This window comes from Yinghuangia sp. YIM S10712 (assembly GCF_051388935.1).
Taxonomy (GTDB): domain Bacteria; phylum Actinomycetota; class Actinomycetes; order Streptomycetales; family Streptomycetaceae; genus Yinghuangia.
Genome location: NZ_JBPKBI010000022.1, coordinates 39,433 through 60,618 on the forward strand (window position 1 = coordinate 39,433; position 21,186 = coordinate 60,618).

The following is a 21,186-nucleotide window of genomic DNA, read 5'->3' on the forward strand; positions in this document are numbered from 1 at the left end:
GGGGGGTGGTTCGGGTCGTTGGCGTAAAAGCAACGTGTAACCCGGAAAATCGACAGCGCCAAGGGGGTTCGCAACGGGCGCGGATCGCGTACCTTAGCGCCCATGACCTCGGCTCGAGCCTTTGACGGCGGCTTCTATTCGCCGTATTCGGAGACCCCGATCTACGACCGTCTGGTGGCCGAGCGAGGCCGCCCGGAGATCGGACCCATGCATGTGCCCGCGCCGGACTTCACCGGGCTCGGACACTACTCGCGCTTCGGCGACCGCCCGGCCCTGCCGGCGCTGCCCGCGCTGCCTTCCTCGTACTCCGGTTCTTCGTACGGGAGTTCGTCGTATTCGAGCCCTTCCGCGCAGTCGTCGCCCACGGGCGGCTACGCGGCTGCCCCGGTGCCGTACGCCGGCGCCCAGCAGGCCCCTTCGTCGCCGCCGAGCGGCAACTACGGTGCGGGCTACGCGGCGGCGCCGGTCGTTCCGCAGGCCCACTACGCGCCGGCGCCCCCGCAGCAGTATGCGCAGCCGCTCCCCCAGGGTTACCGCCCGGCCCCCGGCGCGCCGCAGGGCTACCGCCCCGCCCCGCCCCCGCCGCAGCCGTACACCGGCCAGGTCCCGCCGCCCCGCGTCCCGGGCCGTCCCGAGCCGAGTGGCTTCCAGGACCGGTACTGACCGGCCGAGCCGGAACACCGACGGCCTGAGCAACGCGCCACGTCGGCAAGGGACTTCGCCCGCACGAGTGGCCCCGTGCGGTCACCGGCAGCGGCAGCACGCCCATCGCCTGCGGTGAGTTCCGCGTCGTGATCGCGGCCGATGCGGGCTGGACGGGCTCGGCGTGCCCAAGCGGGACGCCGGTCGTTTGCGATGCGATGAACTGCCCTGCGCGACAACGGGGTTGAGCACCACGGCGTTGAGCGCCACGGCCCCAGCGGCTTCGGCGACATCACGGCTCTGCGCGTGCCGTACCAGCGGCGAAGAGCCCCCGAGCGGCACGTCGCGGACGGGCCCGCGCAGGGCGAGCTCCCGCTGCACCCGCGGCCGGTCTCAAAGGGCCACGCCGAGCAGCGCGTCGATGGCACGTGACGCCACCCCGGGAGCTCCTTCGTCCGTGCCTCCCGAGGTGAGCTGTGCTTCCGCCCAGGCGTCCACCACAGCCAGTGCACCCGGAGCGTCGAGGTCGTCGGCCAGGCGCTCGCGCAGGCCGGCCAACAGGGTGTCCGCAGGAGGGCCGTCGGGGCGGGAGACCGCGGCGCGCCAGCGGTTCAGGCGGTTCTGCGCGTCGGCGAGGACGGTGTCGGTCCACTCCCAGTCGCTGCGGTAATGGTGGGCGAGCAGCGCGAGCCTCATCGCCATGGGCTCGACCCCGGCGCGGCGCAGCGCGGAAACGAACACCAGATTGCCGCGCGACTTCGACATCTTCTCGCCGTCCAGCGCGACCATGCCCGCGTGCACATAGGCCTTCGCGTACGGCGCCTTCCCCGTGGCCACCTGGGCGTGCGAGGCACCCATCTCGTGGTGCGGGAACACCAGGTCGGAACCGCCGCCTTGGACGTCGAAGCCCATGCCCAGGTGGTCGATGGCGATGGCGACGCATTCGATGTGCCAGCCGGGTCGGCCGGGTCCCAGCGGGCTGGGCCACGACGGTTCTCCGCCGCGGGCCGCGCGCCACAGCAGCGGGTCGAGCGGGTTCTTCTTGCCCGGCCGGTCGGGGTCGCCGCCGCGCTCGGCGGAGAGTTTGAGCATCTCATCGGGCGACAGGCCGGACACCCCGCCGAAGCACTCGTCCGAGGCCACCGAGAAGTAGACGTCACCGTCGACGTCGTACGCCGCGCCCTTGTCCTTGAGGTCGACGATGAGCGGCACGATGCGATCGATCGCCTCGACCACCCCGATGTAGTGGTCGGGAGGGAGAACGCGCAGCGCGGTCATGTCCTCGCGGAACAACGTTGTCTCGCGTGCCGCCAGCTCGGTCCAGTCCTCGCCGTCCCGTGCCGCGCGCTCCAGAAGCGGATCGTCGACGTCGGTGACGTTCTGTACGTAGTGCACGCGGTGCCCGGCGTCGCGCCAGGCGCGCTGGAGCAGATCGAACGCCACGTACGTCGCGGCATGCCCCATATGCGTGGCGTCGTACGGCGTGATGCCGCAGACGTAGAGCCGGGCCACCGGCCCCGGAGCTGTCGTCACAAGATCGCCGGCGGCGCTGTCGTACACGCGCACGGACGCGCCCTGACCAGGCAGGACGGGCAATTCGGGGGCAGGCCAGGCATACATGCCTATGAGCGTAACGGTACGTGAGCACCGCCCGGCGGGGGGCGCCGAAAATCGGCAACAACCCACTACTGGAGAGAGTTCCTCCACTTCTGCTAGCCTCGAATCAACCGGAGAGAAATTCTCCGATTGCACCACCCGCCTGCCTCGTCGGCTGCGCCGGAAGGAACGAAGCGAGTGGACGCGCAGGCAAGTCACAGGTCGGAACCCGACGTGCGCAGCCGGAGCGAGGAACGAGCGCAAGACTGCGGCAATCGCGTTTCGACCGCACACAAGGAGCTGAGCAGCATGCGCGCCGACGCCCAGCGCAACCGCCAGGCCATCATCGCCGCCGCCCGCGACATCTTCGGCGAGTCCGGCGCCGACGCCCCGCTCGACGAGATCGCGCGGCGGGCGGGTGTGGGCATCGCGACGCTCTACCGCCGCTTCCCGCAGCGCGACGACCTGATCCGGGCCGTGGTGCTCGACACCTTCCAACGCATCGTCGAGAAGGCGGAGGCCGCGATGGCCGAGGGCACCGACGCGTTCGACGCGCTGCGCCGGTTCATGCACGCCGCGCTCGACATCAAGATCGGTGCGACGATGCCGGTCCTCGCCGGCCGTGTGGTGTTCGACGAAGAGGTCGACAAGGCGCGGCTGGAGGCAGGCAACCGGCTACAGCCCATGTTGGAGCGGGCGCAGGAGCAGGGCCTGGTCCGGCCGGACATCGCGTTCGGGGACCTCACGCTCATGGTCATGCGGCTCAGCCGGCCGCTGCCCGCGATCACCCGGCTCGTGATCGACGCGGACATCGCCCACCGCCATCTGGACATCTATCTCGACGGGTTGCGGGCGGCTTGCAACAACGACCGCTCGGAACTCCCCGGACCGGTCGTCACACTCGCGGACTTCTCGAAGTTGAAGGAGAAGCTGGGTGGCCCCCGGGACATCGGTGACGACGGCCCCCACGCCACCGGGTCGGACACGCCCCTCGGGGTCTCACCGGACGCAGGGCACGGCAACGGGCACCACGGCGAACACCACGGCGAACACCACGGCGGACAGGCCACGTGAGCACCGCGGGCCACCGCAACCCGGGCCCGCCGGGCTGCCGCCGAAGCGGCGAGGACGCCGACCGCTTCGGTACTCGACACATTCACGACTCACTCAAAGCAGGCGATTTCCATGAGCACGTCGCTCTCGAAAGACCCGGCCCAACCGCCCGCGACCCCCGGCGCTGATCCCAACCCCCGCCGCTGGCTCGCCCTCGCGTTCATCGCGCTCGCCCAACTGATGGTCATCATCGACGTGACCATCGTGAACATCGCCCTGCCGTCGGCCCAGCAGGACATGGAGGTCTCCGACGCCTCGCGGCAGTGGGTGATCACCGCGTACACCCTCGCGTTCGGCAGCCTTCTGCTTCTCGGCGGCCGGATCGCCGACTACACCGGCCGCAAGCGCACGTTCCTCATCGGCCTGGTCGGTTTCGCGGGCGCGTCCGCGCTCGGCGGCGCGGCGAACACCTTCGGCCTGCTGCTCGCGGCCCGCGCACTGCAAGGCGGTTTCGGCGCGCTGCTGGCCCCGGCCGCGCTGTCGCTGCTCGCGGTCAACTTCACCGATCCGAAGGAACGCGCAACCGCCTTCGGCGTGTTCGGCGCGATCGCGGGCGGCGGCAGCGCGCTGGGACTGGTACTCGGCGGATTCCTGACCGAATACCTCGACTGGCGTTGGTGCTTCTACGTCAACGTCCCCGTCGCGCTGATCGCCGGCACAGGGGCGTACATGGTGCTCCGGGAGACGCGCGCGGAGGGCCGGGCGAGGTTCGACATCCCCGGCGTACTGCTGGTCACCGCGGGCCTGTTCGCGGTCGTGTACGGCCTGAGCGAAGCCGAGGCCGACGGGTGGGGCTCGGCGACCGTGGTGGGCCTGCTGGTCGGCGGGGCGGTGCTGCTCGGCGTGTTCGCGTACGTCGAGACCCGTGTGGAACGGCCGTTGCTGCCCCTGCGGGTCGCGCTGGACCGCACCCGCGGCGGCGCCTACCTGGCGATCGCGCTCGGCGTCATCGCGCTCTTCGCGGTGTTCCTGTTCCTGACCTACTACCTCCAGGAGGTCAAGGACTACTCGCCGGTCAAGGCGGGGCTCGCGTTCCTGCCGATGTCGGCGGGCGTGGTGGTGACCGCAGGCGGGCTGTCGTCCCGCCTGATCCCGCGGGTCCCGCCCCGCGCGCTCGTGGTGCCGGGTCTGCTGACCGCGGCGGGCGGCATGTTCCTGCTGTCCACCGTGGAGGTCGACACGTCGTACGCGGCGGGTGTCCTGCCGTCGATCCTGCTCCTCGGCGCCGGTATGGGCATGGTGATGTCCACCGCCATGAACTACGCGACGCACAACGTCGCGGCGGAGGACTCCGGCATCGCGTCAGCGATGGCCAACACCGCGCAGCAGGTGGGTGGTTCGATCGGTGTCGCGCTGCTGAACACGATCGCGACGACGGCGACCTCGGACTACCTGAGCAGCCGGACCGTCACACCGGAGGTGATGCGCGCGGGACTCGTGGAGGGCTTCTCGGTGGCCTCGGTCTACGCCGGGTGCATCCTCGTCGGCGCCGCGCTGCTGGTCGGTTTCGTGATGAACACGCCGCGCCCGAAGCGCCCGGAGGGCGAGGGCGGCGAGACCGAGGCCACCGCGACCCGCGCGGTGCACGTCGGCTGAACCGCTGCCTTCCCGACTCACCGGTCAGGGCCCGGGCTCCCGTGGGGGTCCGGGCCTTCCGCACGGACGCGCCGGGAGCAGGGCGGTCATGGCGGCAAGGATCAGCCCCGGCCGCTCAGATCAGCGGCCACGGCACCGCGGGCCTCCGCCCCGGGGCCGGCACCGGGTGCCGGCCCGTCTGCACGAGCCGGTCGACGCGTGCGCCGAGCGCCTCGATCTCGTCGGCGGTCAGGTGGGCGGCGAGCGCCGTGCCCAGGCCTGCCGCGAGGTCCGCGCGCAGCCGCCGCAGCGTCTCCAGAGCGTCGTCGGGCAGCGGGTCGCCGGCCCAACCCCACAGCAGCGTGCGGAGTTTGTCCTCGCTGTGCAGGCAGATGCCGTGGTCGATGCCGTACACGTGGCCGTCCGCGCCGGGCAGCAGGTGCCCGCCCTTGCGGTCCGCGTTGTTGACCACGGCGTCGAACACCGCGACGCGGCGCATGGGTTCGCTGTCGCGGTGGACCAGCAGCGCGGGCCTGTGCCCGCCTTCGCCGTCGTCGACCGCGACCTCGGCTATCGGCAGCCAGCCCGGTTCGGGGGACGCGGGGTCCTGCACGTCGACCAGTCCGCCGCCCGGCTCGCCGTCGATCCACAGCTGGCACATGCCGGTGCCGTACGGCCCCTCGCGAAGCACGGTCGGCGGCACGATGCCCCATCCGGTCGCCTCGGACAGGGCGTACGTCGCGACCTCGCGCCCGGCGAGCGTGCCGTCGGGGAAGTCCCACAGCGGCCGCTCGCCCGCGACCGGCTTCCATACGCACGCCCGGGCGACCCCGTCGACCTCGATGCGGCAGTACAAGGTCGCGTTGGACGCGTCGGTCAACCGGCCTTCGACGGTGATCTCGCCGCGGCGGAGCAGTTCTTCGGCGGCCTCGGTGTCCAGGACGGTGTCGCCGCCCGTCGGGCCCTGGGCGGCGCTCAGCGGCGGTATCCGTTCGCGCGGGGGCAGATGTGGCCGTCTGCGTCCATCGGCAGCCCGCAGAACGGGCACGGCGGCCGGCCGGCGGCGACCACGAGCAGGGCGCGCTTGGCGAACGCGCGGGCCATCGCCCCGGTCAGGCGTACGCGAAGCAGCGGCGGACCGTCTTCGTCGTCCTCGCCGAGCAGGGTGTCCTCGGGGTTCTCGTCGTCGGGGACCTGCGCCTGGGCCTCGACGACGAGGCGTTCGTCGTCGGAGTCCCACGCGAGCGCCATCGTGCCGACCCGGAACTCCTCCAGGATCGGCACCTCCAGCGGCGCGGAGTCTTCGAGGTCCGGCGGCGCCACGGCCGGGACCGCGGTCTCGCCGCCGGCACGCCGCACGAGCTCGTCGAGGAGTTCGTCGACGCGCTCGGCGAGGACCGCGACCTGGGCCTTCTCCAGCGCGACGCTGGTGACGCGCCCGCCCGCGGCGGCCTGGAGGAAGAAGGTGCGCTGCCCTGGCTCCCCGACCGTGCCGGCGACGAAACGGTCTGGGGGGTCGTAGAGGAAGACCTGGCGGGGCACGAGTTGGGCTCCGTACTACTCGTACTTACTGGTGACTTGGACGGGGGACCGCAGCGGTTCGGGCCGACTTCCGGGCCGGCTTCGGCGTCGCGTCCCGAGTCGGGTTCCGGACGCCCGACCGTACCGCGTGGCGCTCCGCCGGGTCGCGCCGGTGGCCGCACACGGGCATGTCGGCCCTCTGCTGCACCCTACGGCGCCCCGGCTCCGCCGCCCACCACCGCGTCGTCGGCGGCGGTGGATTTCGCCGCGCGCCGCCGCCGCTTCGGCGGGGGCATCAGCGCCTCGACACCGCCGCCGGTGTCGTTGAGGCGCGCGACGAACGGGCGCGTGCGGCCGTACTGGATCACGGTCAGTGAGCACGGATCGACGACGATGCGCTGGAACAGGTCCAGATGCATGCCGAGTGCGTCGGCGACCAGGGCCTTGATGACGTCGCCGTGCGAGCACACGAGGTAGCGGACGTCGGGGCCGTGTTCGGCCTCCAAGCGGGCGTTCCAGTCGCGGACCGCGTCGACCGCGCGGTTCTGGGTGTCGCGCAGCGCCTCGCCGCCTTCACCGGGGAACACCGCCGCGCTGGGGTGGTTCTGCACGACGGGCCACAGCGGGTCCTTGGCCAGCTTCTTGATCTCCTGGCCGGTCCAGTCGCCGTACCGGCACTCGCCGACCCGGTCGTCGACCTGCACGCCGGCGTCCAGCGCGAGCTTGGTCCCCTCGCGGGCGGCGGCAATCTCGGCGGCCGTCTCACGGCAGCGGTCCAGCGGGCTGGACACGACGGCCGCGACCGGCACCGCGGCGATGCGCCGCGCCAGCGCGGCGGCCTGCTCGCGGCCCTTCTCGTCGAGGTGGACCCCGGGGGACCAGCCGGCCAGTACGCCCGAGGAGTTCGCGGTGGTCCGGCCGTGCCGGACCAGGAGCAGCGTCGCCATCGGTTCACTGTACGGGGCGCAACTGCGGGGCGGGGAGCCGCGTACAGGTCCCGCCGGGTATGCGCCGTCCATCGGCGACGTGCTCGAACGCAACTGCGGGGCGGGAGCCGCGTGCGGGTCCCCTTCACCTGCGGCCCGCAGGCTCGGGCGCCGCCCACTCCCCGGCGGAACGCCGGAAGCGTCACAATGTCGGCGTGATCGTGGACTGCGCCATCTACCGCAACGGGGTCCGTACACCGGGACCGGCCGACTTCTCCGACGCGCTCGACGAGGCGCGCGCGTCGGGGGACGCCTTCCTGTGGATCGGGCTGCACGAGCCGACGGAGAAGGAATTCGAGCTCGTGACCAGTGAGTTCGGCCTGCATCCGCTCGCCGTCGAGGACGCCCTGCACGCACACCAGCGCCCGAAGCTCGACCTGTACGAGGACTCGGTGTTCGTCGTCCTCAAGACGCTGCACTACACGGACGAGTCGTCGTCGGTGGAGACCGGCGAGCTGATGATCTTCGTGGGCGACTCGTTCATCGTCACCGTGCGGCACGGCCTGGCCAATCCGCTCGCGCAGGTGCGCCGGCGGCTGGAGCAGCAGGAGACAGTCCTGCGCCATGGGCCGGGCGCGGTGATGTACGCGGTGTGCGATGCGGTGGTCGACGCGTACGTCTCGGTCGCGGCCGAACTGGAAGTGGACCTCCAGGAATTGGAGGCACGAGTGTTCTCGACGGCGCGCGAGAACGACACCGAGCGGATCTACCTGCTCAAGCGCGAGGTGCTGGAGTTCCGTCGGGCCGCGCAGCCGCTGGCCGAGCCGATACGCAAGCTGTCGACCAGCGAGGTGCTGTACGTACCGGCCGACACGCAGCCGTTTTTCCGCGACGTCGCCGACCATCTCGCACGCGTCAACGAACAGGTGGACTCGTTCGACCGCCTGCTGTCGGACGTGCTGAGCGCGAACCTCGCGCAGGTCGGCGTGCGGCAGAACGAGGACATGCGCAAGATCTCGGCGTGGGCGGCGATGGCCGCGGTGCCGACCATGGTCGCCGGCATCTACGGCATGAACTTCGAGCACATGCCGGAACTTCGGCAACCGTGGGGCTATCCGGCGGTTGTGACCGTCATGATCCTCGCCTGTCTGGGACTTCACCGGCTCTTCCGCCGCAACGGCTGGCTGTGAGTTCACCCACATCCGCGCACCGGATTTTTCCGCAGCCCCCAGAACCCTTTCGCCGCCTGGTCGTTGACTCCTGTGACGGCCGCGGCGGGGCTGATCGGATCCCCCGCCACGGCCGTAAAACGTGATGCGCACCCGTTCGTGAGCCGTCCGGCACCTGCCCCGGACATCCGTCGCCGGATTCCCCGCATAGGCTGGTCGGGTACCTAGGGCCAGGGGAGAGCAGGTGGGGATGTTCGGCAGGCCGGGCAGGCAGCGGATGTCGCGGACGCAGCCGCCCGCGGTCCCGGGTTCGGGAGCCGCCGGGGCCGACTGGTCCGCGCACCGTGAACTGGAGGACGCGGTCCGCGCCTACCTGTTGCACCCCGACATCGCCCTCGAAGCCCTCGGCGCGGTGCTCGGCCGCCGCCCGGTGCGCGCGTTCACGCTGGAGCGGGTCGTCGACATCAACGCCAACGGCACCTCGGTGTGGCAGGAGGCGGCTGTCTGCGACGACCACCGCCTGGTCCTGTGGCACAGCGAGGACATGACCGACGCGTCGGCGCCCGGGGGCACGGTGCTCGACTCGTCGGTGCAGGTGATCCCGCTCGGGTCCGTCTCGCACGTGGGGATACGGACGCTGGTCGGCACCGGTCCCGACGGCGGGCGCGAGACACGCGGCGCGTACGTCTTCCTGGCCACGCCGACGCTCCAGGAGATCGCCACGGTCCGCGGCGAGGAAGGGACCACCACCGGCCGTTTCCGGCAGGAGGCGTACCGCTTCAGCAAGTCGCTCGACGACGGGGGGCCGGGGCAGATCCGGCGGCTGCTGGAGTTCGCCCACGCGGTGTCGGAACGCGTGCCGGGGCCCCGCTAGGACGGCGGAGGGGCCGGGCCCGGGGACGGAAACGGCGCTTTCCGCCCCCGGTCGCGACGCGGCCGGTCGCCGACACGCTCAGCCCCGGCCGGACAACTCCAGCGCCTCGACCACCGTGCGAAGCGTGGCGATCCGCCCGTCGAGAGTATCCGCGGTCGGGGTGACGGTCAGCGTCGTCACACCGGCGTCCGCGTACGCGTGCAGCCGGTCGGCGATGCGCTCCTTGCTGCCGAGCAGCGCGGTCTTGTCGAGGAGGTCGTACGGCACCGCCCGTGCGGCCCCGGCGTAGTCCTTGGCCAGGTACTTGTCCTGGATCTCGGCGGCTTCCTTCTCGTACCCCATGCGCACCGCGAGCCGGTTGTAGAAGTTCTGCTCACGGCTGCCCATGCCGCCGATGTAGAGCGCGGCGTTGTCGCGTACCGCGTCGGCGGCCGCGACCGGGTCGTCGCCGAGCACGACCGACACGGTCGGCACGACGTCGAAGCCGTCCATCGTCAGCCCGGCCTTCTCGCGTCCGGCGCGCACGTGGGCGAGGGACTCCTCGCCGTGCTCGGGCGCGAAGAAGATGCCCAGCCAGCCGTCCGCGATTTCGCCGGTCAGTTCGAGGTTCTTCGGGCCGACGGCGGCGATGTAGAGCGGGATGTGCTCGCGCACGGGGTGCACGATCAGCTTGATGGGCTTGCCGGGGCCGCCGGGCAGCGGAAGCTCCCAGTGCGCGCCGTGGTGTTCGAGGCGTTCGCGGCGCATGGCCTTGCGGACGATCTCGACGTATTCGCGGGTGCGGGCGAGCGGCTTGTCGAAGCGCACGCCGTACCAGCCCTCGGACACCTGCGGGCCGGACACCCCGAGGCCGAGGCGGAATCGGCCGCCGGAGAGGGTGTCGAGTGTCGCGGCCGTCATGGCGGTCATCGCGGGCATGCGTGCGGGGATCTGGAAGATCGCCGAGCCGATGTCGATGCGCTCGGTCTGGGCGGCGACCCAGCTCAGGACCGTGGCGGCGTCGGAGCCGTACGCCTCGGCCGCCCAGCAGACCGCGTAGCCGAGGCGTTCCGCTTCCTTGGCGACCGCGAGGTTGTCGGCGTCGTAGCCCGCGCCGAAGTAACCCAGGTTGATGCCGAGCCGCATACCCATGGTCGTGCCCCTCCAGTACCGGATGAGTGTTCCCCGGACCCTACCGGCATTACTACCGTTCAGTAACGACAGGGCGCGCCGGGGATTGCCGAACACCTGACGCGCATAGTGTGTACGGCCCCGCCATCCGCGCCCGCTCCCCCCGAGCGGCTAGTCTCCCGATCCATGGAGCAGCGACATCTGGGCCGGACCGGGCTGCGGGTCTCCCGCATCGGCCTCGGGACGATGACCTGGGGGCGGGACACCGACGAGCAGGACGCCGCCGAACAGATGAAAGCGTTCCTGGACGCGGGCGGCAATCTCGTCGACACCGCCGACGTCTACGCCGACGGCGAGGCCGAGTACCTGCTCGGGCGCCTTCTCGACGGGTACATGCCGCGCGCCGATGTGATCATCGCCACGAAGGCGGCCAGCGTCCCGTACACCGAACGCCGGTTCGACGGATCCCGCGCCCATCTGCTCCAGGCCCTCGACGCCTCGCTCGCCCGCCTCGGCACCGACCACGTCGACCTGTGGCAGTTGCACGCCTACGACCCGTCCACGCCGCTGGACGAGACGCTGCACGCGCTCGAACTCGCGGTCTCGTCGGGGCGGGCCCGATACGTCGGCGTCTCGAACTTCTGCGGCTGGCAGCTCGCGAAAGCCGCAACGTGGCAGCTCGCGGCGCCGGGCCGGGTGGTGATCGCGAGCGCGCAGATGGAGTACTCGCTTCTGCAACGCGGCATCGAGCGCGAGGTCCTGCCGGCGGCGCTCGACCTGGGCGTGGGCCTGCTGCCGTGGTCGCCGCTGGGCCGGGGCGTGCTGACCGGCAAGTACCGGCACGGCATGCCCGCCGACTCGCGCGGCGCTTCGTCCGATATGGGACCTTTCGTCGCGGCGTACCTGGACGCCGATTCGCGCCGCATCGTCGACGCGCTCGCGACCGCGGCGGACGGCCTGGGCGCCGCCGCCATCGAGGTCGCGCTGTCGTGGGTGCGCGACCGTCCCGGCGTGGTCGCCCCGATCGTCGGCGCCCGCAACGCGGGGCAACTGCGGGCCTCGCTGGCGTCGGAGGCTCTGACGCTGCCGACCGAGATCCGCAACGCCCTCGACGATGTCTCGGCGCCGCTCACGGGGTATCCCGACCACGACTGGAGCCAGGCGTAGTGCGGAGTGCGCGGACCGGGTCGTCGGTGCATCGCCGAGTGCCGCGCCCCCGGGCCGAACGGCGGTCACCGTCGCGACACCTGCCGCCGAGGAACGCGCACGCCGCGCCGCGGGCCGCATGCGGTCCGCGTGGAAACAGGCGTCCTTTCCCCGCGCCCGTCGCGACGCCGTCGCCCCGGCGGCGCGAGGAGGCGCGGCAGTCTCTGCCGACCCCCGCTTCGGTCCGAACAGCGGCCACGGCCGCGACACTTGCCGGCGACGGACGCACGCGCCGCGTCGCGGGCCGCATGCGGTCCGGAGGGAGGCTCGCGGCGCTCCGCCACGCCCGCCGCGAGGCCGTCTGCCCCGCGCGAGGGGCACCGCGTGAGAAACGTCCCGGGCAAGTTGCCGCTTTGGGTCACGCGCCGTGGCGCCGCCGGGCCGCTGTGTGCGGCACGAGGCCGATTGTCGGGGGGCGACGGCATGATGTCTTCGGCCCCTGGGGCCTGTCCGGTGGATCCCTTTTCGGACCAGCCCTCGTGGTGCTTGGGAGGTCGGCGGCGTGCGACGGCAAGGCGCAGGCCCGCAGTGCGGCTTCGGTGGCTGGGGAGGGCTGCCGGGCCCGGCGGGAAGAGCGCAACGCCGCGAGCGTACGTCGTCGGCCTGCCCGGCGCCGCGCGACCCGGGAAGGATCCGCCGGACACTTGAATCCAGGAGCGGGGCTGGGCCGCCGAGCCTGTGAGCACAACCCCGCTTCGGGCTCGCCGGCAGGGCGGGCGCGACGCCGCCTCGCCGACCGGGCATGAAGACACGGCCTGGCGGGTCGGGTGATTTTCGTAAACAGCGGTATGAACGAGAGCGGGGACGTCGGCATGGACGGCGACAAGCAGTCCGGCGGGGGCGAAGGCACAGAGCGCAGCGAGGCGCCTGCGGGCCGGCAGCCCGGCGGGCGGCCGACCGACGCGCTCGCCGCCGCGCGGGCGGCTCTGGCGGCACTCGACAAGGCAAATGCGGCAAACGGGTCGGAGACCTCCAGCCGCGACGAATTGGCGGCGGCGTGGCAGGCGTTGGCGGCGCTCGGGGGTGCGCACGGCACCGGTCCCGGCGCGTCGTCCGGCCGCTCGGCCGCCCCGCGTTCACGGGGGCGCGAGGGCGCGGATTGGGCGCTGCCGGTCGTGGACGCTCCCCCGTCCCGCTTCGACACGCCAGACGAGCCCGACACACCAGTACGCCCAGGCACGCGCGACGAATGGGCGGTTCCGGTGCTGGACGCGCCGGTCACGGGCCGCGCCGAGGCACGGCCCTCGCACGGCCCGTCCGGTCCCCCCGAGGCGCCGCCGTCGCAGGCTGCGTCGAGCGGTCCCGCCGAGGCCGCCCCGCGGGAATCCCGCCGCCCTCCCCTGGCCGGTGACCCCGACGCGGCGTGGGCGGCTCCGGTCCTCGACGCGCCGCCGCCCGCCCCCGAGCCCGGCCCCGCCACCGACGACTCGCTGTTCGAGGTGCGGCGTCCCGCTGCCCCGCGTGGCGCGGCCGAGACCGGCTTCCCGACGTCGGCACACCGCGACGACGCGTCCGGGCGCGCCCCCGACGAAAGCGAACTCGCCGCGGTTCGCGAGGCTTTGGCCGCCGGTGGCGCCCCCGTCCGGCTCGCGGACCAGGCCCTCGTCGCACTCGGGCCGGACGCGGCCGCGCTGTTGCGTGAGGACCCGTGGAACCTGCTCGCGCTCCCGGGTATTTCGCCGCAGCAGGCGGACCTGTTCGCCCGGACCGCATCGGCGGGCGGCACGCCGGACCCTGACGATGCGCGGCGTACCCGGGCGCTGATCGCATGGCATCTGCTGCGCGCCGCGAACCAGGGGCATACGGCAGTCGGTGCGGTCTCGGCGGTCTTCGCACTCGAACAGCTCGGTGTGCGCGATGCGTTGGGCGCGCTGCGGGCGGCGTACGAGCACGGACGCGTCATGGCGTTCGCGGAACTCCCGGCGGGTGACGGCACCGACGCCGACCCGGATGCCGAAGCCGACGAGACGGCCGACGAGTTCGACGACGGTTTCGGGCATCCGTTCGACGGGCCGGCGGATCGCGTGTTGATCGCCCTCGAACGCCACGCCCTGGCCGAGGAAAGCATCGCCGAGGCCGTCCTGCGGCTGATGTCGACCGCCACGCCGTCGGCTGCGGACGCCTCGCCGTTGGACCGGGCGCTGCGGGGCTCCGGCGTGGTCCTGCACATGCCGGGCGCGGGCGAGGACCCGCCCAGGGCTCCGCTGGAGCTCGCCCGTGCCGCCGGGCCGCGCGCCACGGTGGTGTGTCCGACACTCGACGGGGCGCTGCGGGTACGGGAGTTCCTGACCGCAGACGAAAGCGGGCCGGCCGTGCTGACGCTGCACGCGCTGTTCGCCGAGCGCGGGGGTGCCGGGCGCGGCGGGGACGGGCTCCTCGACACCGACGTGCTGGTGGTCTGCGAGGCGCATCTGCTCGACGTGCAAAGTGCCGCCGCGCTGCTGGAGACCGTGCCGGACGGCGCCCGCGTCGTTCTGTGCGGCGACCCCGACGAGCTGCAACCGGCGGCTCCCGGACGGGTGTTCGCGGACCTGCGGGATTCGGGCGTGGTACCCGTTGTCACCTCGGCCGAGCAAGGCCCCGGCGTCCTGGGCACGTTGGCCGCGGCCGTGCGCACGGGCTCGCTGCCTCCGGTCGAATCCCCGGACCGCCAGGTCGTGTTGGTCGGGGTGCGCGCAGCGGCCGAGGCAGTGCACCGCTGTGTGCAGCTTGTCGGAGACTCGATCCCGCGTGCGCTCGGCATCGCCTCCGACGACATCGTGGTCGTCACCCCGGCGGAAAGCGGCAGCACGGGGGCGACCGCGCTCAACGCGGCGCTCAAACAGCGCCTCAACCCGGGCCCGGGGCAGTACGCCGGCTTCGACATCGGCGACCGCGTGGTCCGCGTCCCGGGTCCGCGCACGTTTGCCCCGGCCGAGGGGCGCGTGGTCGAGGCAGTGCCGGACGGGCTCGCCGTCGCCTTCCGCGACGATCCCGACCACCCCGAGACCGTGCCGCGCGACCGGCTCGGCGAACTGCGGCACGGCTGGGCGGTGACCGTACGCCAGGCCCTCGGCACGCGCCGTGCCGGAGTCGTCGCAATGCTGCCGGGCGACGCCGGAGCCCTGGTCACGCGCGCCTTGGTCTACACCGCGTTCACGCGCGCCCGAGGGCACCTGTCGGTCGTCTACCCGGCCGACGGGTCGCTGCCGAAGGCGGTCGCACGGGAGACAGGGGACGTCCGCACCACGCGGCTTGTGGCGGCACTACGCGAGGCCGCGGACCAGATGCTGGGCGCGGCTCCGGAGTCGGCCGAGCCCGGAACGGACTGAGCTGCGCAAGGGACGCCCCCGGTGCTCGGCGCGGCGCCTCAGGCGCCTCAGTCGCCGAGCCTGGAACGGACAGCCGTCGTGGAAGAGACGTGACGTTGCGCGAAGCCCCGGGCCCGGCTCGGACCGCAAAGTCAGCCGAGCCAGGAACGGACGGACGTCGTGGAAGAGACACGACGTTGCGCGAAGGCCCCGGCCCGACGCGGACCGCGAAGTCAGCCGAGCCCGGAACGGACCGACGCTGGGAAAGGGACGGGCCCGGGTGCGATGCCCGGGCCGGGTGCTCGGGGCGGACCCGGAGTCGGCGGCGCCGCCCCCGCCTCCCACCCCCTTGCGCAGGCGGACCTCAGCGGAGGTCCTGCTCCATGGCCTCGATGTCGTCCTCGTAGGCCGTGCTGGTCTCAAACCGGTAGATGACCGACTGCGGGTCGACCTCGTCGAAGGGCGCGTCCAGCCACTCCCCCGGTTCGGCTTGTTCGATCGCGGTGACCCACAGGGTGGAGTCGCCGGTCTCCAGGCCGATCTCCTCGGCGCGCTGGGCGATCTCGTCGGGGTCGTACACGTCGAACAGCACCGCGAGCGCGGCCGACGTGGTCTCGATGCCCTCACCGCCGAGCTCGCCCGGCTCGCCCGACTCCGCGTCGGCGCGGCGCGCGTGGTCGAGCAGCGTCAACGAGTCCTTGACGAGGTAGTCGCGGCGGATGAGGACGGTGACCGCGTCGGGGTTGTCGGGACCGAGGTATTCCTCGGCCTCGGAGCGGTCCGGCACCTCGAAGGGCGTGACTTCGTCGTAGACGTCGTACAGCAGCTCGTCGTACGCCTCCGCCAACGAGGCCAGCTCGTCGTACGCCGCGAAAACGGCCGGGTCGCTCTCGCCCTGACGCCGCTCGACGGCGGCCAAGTGACGGTCGACGGCCGACTTCAACGCCTCGGCGGCGGCTCGTACCTGCTCGGGCGTGGGCTGTGCAACTCCGGTCATGGCATGACGCTATCCGCAACAGCCCCGGTTGCGCACAATGGTTCTGATGCCGGATGCCGCCACATTGTCGAATCGGCGGTTCGGACTGTCAGGAGTGATCGGTTGGCGGACTACGAGTTTCATCAGTTGCACCTCCCGCGTGGCACCTCGCGGAGCGACGCGCGCCGCATTCTGGCCGAGCACGCGGAGTACGGCCTGTGGGAGTTGGACCGGCTGACGATCCGCCGGGACGGCAGTCGGCGGGTGTTGCTTCGGCGACGCATCATCAGGCAGTTGCGTTTGACCTGACACGTCGGCCGCCACGCGCCCCCGTGCAGGGCGGGCGCGGTGGCGCCGGGAGGACGACGGGCGCAGCGTGCATACGCAACGACTCTTCGGATACGGGCGGAGGCCGCCACCCCGAGCAGGGTGGCGGCCTCCGTTGTGTGCCGTGGCGGCCCGCGTCACCGCGTGCCTGAGTGGTTCAGTTAGCCGACGGCCTGGTCCGGCGGTAGAGCACCGCGCCTCCGAGCAGGAGTGCGGCGCCGGCGGGCAGCAGCAGCATCGAGGACGCGCCGGTGTGAGCCAGCTCACCCTTGTCGTGCGGACCGTTGTCGGAGTGGCCGCCGCTGTTCCAACCGCCGTTGTCCCAGCCGCCGTTGCTGCCCCAGCCGCCGTTGGACCCGAAGCCGGTGGTCCCACCGCCGTTGGTGCCGCCGCCGTTGGTGCCGCCGTTGGACCCGCCGGTGGTGCCGCCGTTGGACCCGCCGTTCGATCCGCCGGTGGTCTCACCGGGCGGGGTCGTGGTGGGCGGGGTCGTGGTGGGCGGCTGCGTCGTCGGGGGCTTGGTGGTGGGCGGGTGCGTGGTCGGCGGCTTGGTGCTGGTCGGCGGCTGCGTAGGCGGGCACGAGGGCTTCGCCTTGCAGGGCTCGTCGTCCGGAACACCGGAAACATTCGCGCAGTTGTTGCCGAACGCGGGATTGAGCAGGCCCACGACGTTGACGGTGTTGCCGCAGATGTTGACCGGCACGTGGATCGGAACCTGCACGTTGTTGCCGGAGAGCACGCCCGGTGACCCGACCGCGGCCCCTTGCGCACCGCTGTTGGCGTTGGCCGTGCCGACCGCAGCGGACGCGAGTGCCCCCGTGGCCGCCAGGGCGACCAACAGCCCCTTCTTGGCACGCTGTTGCATAGGAGATTCCCCTGTGTCTTCCGTGTGAGGGGCGGGGCTGTTGCCCCGCGACGGCATTAACAGGGTCAAGGCATCGTAGGTCACTCACGAGCGCGCTTTCACAGCCATATATCGCTCGATCGGATGAGATCCGCGATTTCTTACAACCTTTCCATTGGGCCATACGACAGCACCCCACGCGGGTTCGCAGACTTCACGAACCGCTCCGGCACGGGGTTTCGGGGCACCTGCACAAGACGCCGCGACGCGCATCCGCACGACGTCGCCGGATACGCCGAACGGCCCCGGAGCCAAAGGGCTCCGGGGCCGTTCGTCACGCATTCGTCACGCAGCGGCCACGCAGTGGCCGAGGCACCCCACCGAGAATCGGCCGGGGCCCGGGATCAGGCGTTGACGCAGGTGTTGCCGAACGCGGGGTTCAGCAGGCCGATCACGTTGATCGTGTTCCCACAGACGTTGATGGGGATGTGGACCGGCACCTGGACGTTGTTGCCGGACAGCACGCCGGGCGAACCGACGGCGGCGCCGTCCGCACCCGCGTTCGCCATCGCCGCTCCGGAGCCCGCGAGCGCCAGACAACCCGTCGCCGCCGCCAGAACGGCGAACTTGCCCATCTTCTTCATAAGTGTCAGTCCTCCTAGTCGGAACACGGCACGCTTGCGCGCCGCACAAGGGGAAACGACACCGCTGTGCCGAGGCTACGACCCATGTGGGGGATTCACCCGTTAGAGGCACCTGTGCGCCGGCGACCGCACCGAAGTGAACCGATCCGGTCAGCAGGCGTCGAGGAAACGGTCGAGAACCCGCACGCCGAACTTCAAACCGTCGACCGGGACGCGCTCGTCCACACCGTGGAACATGCCGGCGAAGTCGAGGTCCGCCGGCAGCTTCAGCGGCGCGAAACCGAAGCAGCGGATCCCCAGGTCCGCAAACGACTTCGCGTCGGTGCCGCCGGACAGGCAGTACGGGACCGCACGCGCACCGGGGTCCTCCGCACGAAGCGAAGCGGACATCGCCTCGACCAGCGCGCCGTCGAAGTCGGTCTCCAACGCCTTGTCGCCGTGCACTCGTTCGCGACGCACGCGCGGGCCGAGGACGGCGTCCAGCTCGGCGTGGAACTCGTCTTCGAAGCCCGGCAGGAACCGTCCGTCCACGTGCGCCGTGGCCTGGCCGGGGATGACGTTCACCTTGTATCCCGCGCCGAGCATGGTCGGCTGGGCGGTGTTGCGGATGGTCGCGCCGACGATCCGGGCGATGGGCCCCAGCCGCTCGATCGCGCCTTCGACGTCCTCGGGGTCCAGCTCGATCCCCAGCGCGTCCGACACCTCTTCGAGGAACGCACGCACGCTCTTGGTCAGGCGTACCGGGAACCGGTGCGCCCCGAGGCGGGCGACGGCCTCGCACAGCTCGGTGATGGCGTTGTCGGTGTTGATCATCGACCCGTGACCGGCGGTCCCGTCGACGACCAGCTTCATCCACTCCATACCTTTTTGCGCCGTCTCGATGAGATACAGCCGCATGTCGTCGTTCACCGAGAACGAGAAGCCGCCGACCTCGCCGATGGCCTCGTTGCAGCCCTCGAACAGCTCGGGGTGCCGGTCCACGAGCCACCGCGCGCCATACGTGCCGCCGGCCTCCTCGTCCGCGAGAAACGCCAGCACCACGTCGCGCGGCGGCTTGCGGCCCGTCCGCATCCGCTCGCGCACGACCGCGAGCACCATCGCATCCATGTCCTTCATGTCGACGGCCCCGCGCCCCCACACGCAGCCGTCGGCCACCTCGCCCGAGAAGGGGTCGTACGCCCAGTCCACCGCATTGGCCGGCACGACGTCGGTGTGCCCGTGGATCAGCAGCCCCGGCCTGCTGCGGTCCTCACCCTCGATCCGCACCACCGTGCTGGCCCGGCCACGCTCCGACTCGAACACCTGCGGCTCAAGCCCCACCTCCGCAAGCTGCTCCGCGACCCACTCGGCCGCCGCCCGTTCGCCGGGTCCGCTGCCGTCCCCGAAATTGCTGGTGTCTATGCGAATCAGGTCCCGGCACAACCCGACAACCTCGCGCTCCGCCGCCGACTCGGCACCCTCGACAGCCGCAGCCCGACCAGTCATCCCAGCTCCTCACCACAAAACCCGTCCTCGGCCCCCCATCCTGCACCCGGCGCATGTCCCCGACGTGACAAACCCGGCCCGTCTCCCCCGCCCCGACCGCCCCTCCGCCTTTGGTACAGTTCTCCGCGTCGCCCCGACCAAAAAGTCACGGGCCACACCCAAGTCCGGGTGGCGGAATAGGCAGACGCGCTAGCTTGAGGTGCTAGTGCCCGCAAGGGCATGGGGGTTCAAGTCCCCCCTCGGACACGACAAGATCTCCATATCGTGGGCGTCGGGATCAATCTCGACGCCCACGGTGTGGAGATTTTTTGGCGTGTTTGGAGGTTCTGAACCTGGTCCCATAGTTCACGAGTGACGAGGGGTTCGTGGACGGGTGAGGCGCCAGACCCAGTCGGCTTGGTCGTTGCACAGCGCCGACAACGATGACGTCGTAGACATGCGCAGCAGCCACAGCGTTGCCTCTTCCTGTTGCAGTCTCAAGTCGCGGGTTCAGGTCGGAGTCGCCGGTGGGGATGTCACTCACGGGCCGGTCTCGGCCGCGTCCGGGCACCGTGCCGGGTGCCGTCAGGTTCGGATGGCGAAGGGGTCGCGCGCCTCGTTCGACGTGTCGACCATGACGTTCTTGACGTAGGTGTACGCGGCGAGGGCGTCCTCACCCCGTTCACGGCCGTAGCCGGTCTGCTTGGTGCCGCCGAACGGCGCCTGGGCCGCGGGTCGAGCGGTACGTGTTGACCCACACGGTGATCTTCCCGGTCTCGCTGCTGCGCATCGCCATGGGCGCCGTCGAGCGCGGCCTCGACACTCTCCTCGCCGACGGCTCGTTGGCCGCGCGGGTTCCGGACATGATGACCCGCGCGAGGCTCTACGACCTGGTCGACTACGCCTCGTACGCCGACTTCGACGCCTCGGTCTTCACGTTCGACCTGGCGGACAACCGCGACTGATCCGCGCATCCCGCGCACTGCGGGATCCGCGGATCGCGCGGGCGTACGCCGCTACGGGAGCGGAGTGATGTCGAACGCGGCGAGCCGCTCGGGCGCGGCGACGACGTCGATGGTGATGATCAGGTCGTCGCGCGCGGTGAAGAGCATGACGCGGTGGTTCGGGCCGTCGGGGTCGGCGACGATGCCGGGCACGCCGTCGATGAGGGCACAGAACGCGGTTCCGGCGCCGGCCGCGAACATCGCCGCGCGGCTCGCGACGCTCTCCGCGCCACGAGTCGGACCGCCGGGGAACATGTCGGACCGGGCGATGACGTCCGGCGCCAGCAGTTTGACGAGTGCGTCCACGGCTCCGCCGCGGGCCGCGACAAGGAAGGCCTCGACCACCTCGCGCCTGGGCCGCGTACCCGCGTCGACATCCGACGCCCGGCCCTGCACGCGGCGGCGCGCCCGGGAGGCGAGTTGGCGCGCGGCGGCCGGCGTGCGGTCGAGCATCACCGCGATCTCGTCGAACGGCACGGCGAACATGTCGTGCAGCACGAACGCGAGCCGTTCGGCCGGTTCCAGCATTTCGAGGACGACCATGAGTGCCACGCCGACCGAGTCCGTGAGCAGCGCCTGATTTTCGGGCCCGACCTCGACGCGCGTGCGGTCCGATTCCGTTCCGTGCGAGGTCACGTCGTCCCAGGCCGCCTCACGGCGGTGCCGCCGGGTGCGCAGCATGTCGAGGCAGATGCGGCCCACGATCGTGGTGAGCCACCCGCCGAGATTGGCGATCTCGTCGGCGTCCGAGCGGTCGAGCCGCAGCCACGCCTCCTGGACGGCGTCGTCTGCCTCGGCGAACGAGCCGAGCATGCGGTAGGCGACGGACCGCAGGTGAGGACGGTGCTTTTCGAAGTTCTCGGCCAGGAAGTCGTGTTGGTTCATGGTGTCGTACGTCCTCGGGT

The 21,186-nt window shown here is 71.7% G+C and carries 19 protein-coding genes, 1 tRNA gene and 1 pseudogene; 10 read left to right on the top strand and 11 right to left on the bottom strand.

Annotation, left to right across the window (positions count from 1 at the left end):
* Positions 1-102 precede the first annotated feature (102 nt).
* Complete coding sequence (locus ACRX5W_RS29115; protein ID WP_436791344.1) at positions 103-663, top strand: DUF6643 family protein; 561 nt, start codon at positions 103-105, stop codon at positions 661-663.
* A 372-nt stretch (positions 664-1,035) separates the two neighbouring features.
* Here the strand turns inward: ACRX5W_RS29115 and mshC are convergent, their stop codons facing one another.
* Complete coding sequence (gene mshC / locus ACRX5W_RS29120; protein ID WP_436791345.1) at positions 1,036-2,262, bottom strand: cysteine--1-D-myo-inosityl 2-amino-2-deoxy-alpha-D-glucopyranoside ligase; 1,227 nt, start codon at positions 2,260-2,262, stop codon at positions 1,036-1,038.
* Positions 2,263-2,547: 285 nt separating this feature from the next.
* Between mshC and ACRX5W_RS29125 the strand changes: the two genes are divergently transcribed.
* A complete protein-coding gene (locus ACRX5W_RS29125; protein ID WP_436791346.1) occupies positions 2,548-3,312 on the top strand; it encodes a TetR/AcrR family transcriptional regulator in 765 nt (254 codons plus the stop codon).
* 111 nt (positions 3,313-3,423) lie between these two features.
* A complete protein-coding gene (locus ACRX5W_RS29130) occupies positions 3,424-4,947 on the top strand; it encodes an MFS transporter (RefSeq protein WP_436791347.1) in 1,524 nt (507 codons plus the stop codon).
* 115 nt (positions 4,948-5,062) lie between these two features.
* On the opposite strand, the gene ACRX5W_RS29135 is transcribed toward ACRX5W_RS29130, so the two are convergent.
* The 3 genes from ACRX5W_RS29135 to ACRX5W_RS29145 form a co-directional block, all read right to left on the bottom strand.
* The gene (locus ACRX5W_RS29135; protein WP_436791392.1) at positions 5,063-5,932 is read right to left on the bottom strand and encodes an SCO1664 family protein; all 870 of its coding nucleotides are present in this window, start codon (positions 5,930-5,932) and stop codon (positions 5,063-5,065) included.
* Positions 5,902-6,468, bottom strand: coding sequence for a DUF3090 domain-containing protein (locus ACRX5W_RS29140; protein WP_436791348.1), 567 nt, complete (start codon positions 6,466-6,468; stop codon positions 5,902-5,904). The genes ACRX5W_RS29135 and ACRX5W_RS29140 overlap by 31 nt, the downstream gene beginning before the upstream one ends.
* A 188-nt stretch (positions 6,469-6,656) precedes the next feature.
* The gene (locus ACRX5W_RS29145) at positions 6,657-7,394 is read right to left on the bottom strand and encodes an MSMEG_4193 family putative phosphomutase (protein ID WP_436791349.1); all 738 of its coding nucleotides are present in this window, start codon (positions 7,392-7,394) and stop codon (positions 6,657-6,659) included.
* A 194-nt stretch (positions 7,395-7,588) separates the two neighbouring features.
* Between ACRX5W_RS29145 and corA the strand changes: the two genes are divergently transcribed.
* Positions 7,589-8,563 (top strand): magnesium/cobalt transporter CorA, encoded by a 975-nt coding sequence (gene corA, locus ACRX5W_RS29150; RefSeq protein ID WP_436791350.1) that lies wholly within the window; start codon positions 7,589-7,591, stop codon positions 8,561-8,563.
* 229 nt (positions 8,564-8,792) lie between these two features.
* Positions 8,793-9,416, top strand: coding sequence for a hypothetical protein (locus ACRX5W_RS29155; RefSeq protein ID WP_436791393.1), 624 nt, complete (start codon positions 8,793-8,795; stop codon positions 9,414-9,416).
* Positions 9,417-9,494: 78 nt separating this feature from the next.
* On the opposite strand, the gene ACRX5W_RS29160 is transcribed toward ACRX5W_RS29155, so the two are convergent.
* Complete coding sequence (locus ACRX5W_RS29160) at positions 9,495-10,541, bottom strand: LLM class F420-dependent oxidoreductase (protein WP_436791394.1); 1,047 nt, start codon at positions 10,539-10,541, stop codon at positions 9,495-9,497.
* 171 nt (positions 10,542-10,712) lie between these two features.
* On the opposite strand from ACRX5W_RS29160, the gene ACRX5W_RS29165 reads away from it, so the two are divergent.
* Both ACRX5W_RS29165 and ACRX5W_RS29170 read left to right on the top strand, forming a co-directional pair.
* Complete coding sequence (locus tag ACRX5W_RS29165; RefSeq protein WP_436791351.1) at positions 10,713-11,693, top strand: aldo/keto reductase; 981 nt, start codon at positions 10,713-10,715, stop codon at positions 11,691-11,693.
* Positions 11,694-12,520: 827 nt separating this feature from the next.
* Entirely contained in the window at positions 12,521-15,043 is a 2,523-nt protein-coding gene (locus ACRX5W_RS29170) for an AAA family ATPase (protein WP_436791352.1), read from the top strand.
* 343 nt (positions 15,044-15,386) lie between these two features.
* Here the strand turns inward: ACRX5W_RS29170 and ACRX5W_RS29175 are convergent, their stop codons facing one another.
* Positions 15,387-16,019: a hypothetical protein gene (locus ACRX5W_RS29175; RefSeq protein ID WP_436791353.1), complete on the bottom strand. Its 633-nt coding sequence runs from the start codon at positions 16,017-16,019 to the stop codon at positions 15,387-15,389.
* Between the two features lie 102 nt (positions 16,020-16,121).
* On the opposite strand from ACRX5W_RS29175, the gene ACRX5W_RS29180 reads away from it, so the two are divergent.
* On the top strand, positions 16,122-16,307 hold the full coding sequence (locus tag ACRX5W_RS29180) for a DUF5703 family protein (RefSeq protein WP_436791354.1): 186 nt from the start codon (positions 16,122-16,124) through the stop codon (positions 16,305-16,307).
* A 175-nt stretch (positions 16,308-16,482) separates the two neighbouring features.
* Here the strand turns inward: ACRX5W_RS29180 and ACRX5W_RS29185 are convergent, their stop codons facing one another.
* The 3 genes from ACRX5W_RS29185 to ACRX5W_RS29195 all read right to left on the bottom strand — a co-directional run bounded on the left by ACRX5W_RS29185 (position 16,483) and on the right by ACRX5W_RS29195 (position 19,298).
* The gene (locus tag ACRX5W_RS29185; protein ID WP_436791355.1) at positions 16,483-17,190 is read right to left on the bottom strand and encodes a chaplin; all 708 of its coding nucleotides are present in this window, start codon (positions 17,188-17,190) and stop codon (positions 16,483-16,485) included.
* 383 nt (positions 17,191-17,573) lie between these two features.
* Entirely contained in the window at positions 17,574-17,813 is a 240-nt protein-coding gene (locus ACRX5W_RS29190) for a chaplin (RefSeq protein ID WP_436791356.1), read from the bottom strand.
* A gap of 150 nt (positions 17,814-17,963) precedes the next feature.
* Positions 17,964-19,298: a M20/M25/M40 family metallo-hydrolase gene (locus tag ACRX5W_RS29195; RefSeq protein WP_436791357.1), complete on the bottom strand. Its 1,335-nt coding sequence runs from the start codon at positions 19,296-19,298 to the stop codon at positions 17,964-17,966.
* Positions 19,299-19,460: 162 nt separating this feature from the next.
* Between ACRX5W_RS29195 and ACRX5W_RS29200 the strand changes: the two genes are divergently transcribed.
* A tRNA-Leu gene (locus ACRX5W_RS29200) sits at positions 19,461-19,544 on the top strand.
* Between the two features lie 318 nt (positions 19,545-19,862).
* Here the strand turns inward: ACRX5W_RS29200 and ACRX5W_RS29205 are convergent.
* Positions 19,863-19,967, bottom strand: a pseudogene (locus tag ACRX5W_RS29205) (hypothetical protein); the annotation flags it as partial.
* 56 nt (positions 19,968-20,023) lie between these two features.
* Here ACRX5W_RS29205 and ACRX5W_RS29210 point away from each other — a divergent pair.
* Positions 20,024-20,242, top strand: coding sequence for a hypothetical protein (locus ACRX5W_RS29210; protein ID WP_436791358.1), 219 nt, complete (start codon positions 20,024-20,026; stop codon positions 20,240-20,242).
* Between the two features lie 51 nt (positions 20,243-20,293).
* Here the strand turns inward: ACRX5W_RS29210 and ACRX5W_RS29215 are convergent, their stop codons facing one another.
* The gene (locus ACRX5W_RS29215; protein ID WP_436791359.1) at positions 20,294-21,166 is read right to left on the bottom strand and encodes a sigma-70 family RNA polymerase sigma factor; all 873 of its coding nucleotides are present in this window, start codon (positions 21,164-21,166) and stop codon (positions 20,294-20,296) included.
* Positions 21,167-21,186 lie beyond the last annotated feature (20 nt).

Bases quoted from the DNA above. Each gene is read 5' to 3' on its own strand.
- ACRX5W_RS29170 (WP_436791352.1), top strand. From the start codon at position 12,521: ATGAACGAGAGCGGGGACGTCGGCATGGACGGCGACAAGCAGTCCGGC.
- ACRX5W_RS29175 (WP_436791353.1), bottom strand. From the start codon at position 16,019: ATGACCGGAGTTGCACAGCCCACGCCCGAGCAGGTACGAGCCGCCGCC.
- ACRX5W_RS29130 (WP_436791347.1), top strand. From the start codon at position 3,424: ATGAGCACGTCGCTCTCGAAAGACCCGGCCCAACCGCCCGCGACCCCC.
- ACRX5W_RS29155 (WP_436791393.1), top strand. From the start codon at position 8,793: ATGTTCGGCAGGCCGGGCAGGCAGCGGATGTCGCGGACGCAGCCGCCC.
- ACRX5W_RS29190 (WP_436791356.1), bottom strand. From the start codon at position 17,813: ATGAAGAAGATGGGCAAGTTCGCCGTTCTGGCGGCGGCGACGGGTTGT.
- ACRX5W_RS29115 (WP_436791344.1), top strand. From the start codon at position 103: ATGACCTCGGCTCGAGCCTTTGACGGCGGCTTCTATTCGCCGTATTCG.
- ACRX5W_RS29215 (WP_436791359.1), bottom strand. From the start codon at position 21,166: ATGAACCAACACGACTTCCTGGCCGAGAACTTCGAAAAGCACCGTCCT.
- ACRX5W_RS29195 (WP_436791357.1), bottom strand. From the start codon at position 19,298: ATGACTGGTCGGGCTGCGGCTGTCGAGGGTGCCGAGTCGGCGGCGGAG.
- ACRX5W_RS29125 (WP_436791346.1), top strand. From the start codon at position 2,548: ATGCGCGCCGACGCCCAGCGCAACCGCCAGGCCATCATCGCCGCCGCC.
- mshC (WP_436791345.1), bottom strand. From the start codon at position 2,262: ATGTATGCCTGGCCTGCCCCCGAATTGCCCGTCCTGCCTGGTCAGGGC.
- ACRX5W_RS29185 (WP_436791355.1), bottom strand. From the start codon at position 17,190: ATGCAACAGCGTGCCAAGAAGGGGCTGTTGGTCGCCCTGGCGGCCACG.
- ACRX5W_RS29165 (WP_436791351.1), top strand. From the start codon at position 10,713: ATGGAGCAGCGACATCTGGGCCGGACCGGGCTGCGGGTCTCCCGCATC.
- ACRX5W_RS29145 (WP_436791349.1), bottom strand. From the start codon at position 7,394: ATGGCGACGCTGCTCCTGGTCCGGCACGGCCGGACCACCGCGAACTCC.
- ACRX5W_RS29160 (WP_436791394.1), bottom strand. From the start codon at position 10,541: ATGCGGCTCGGCATCAACCTGGGTTACTTCGGCGCGGGCTACGACGCC.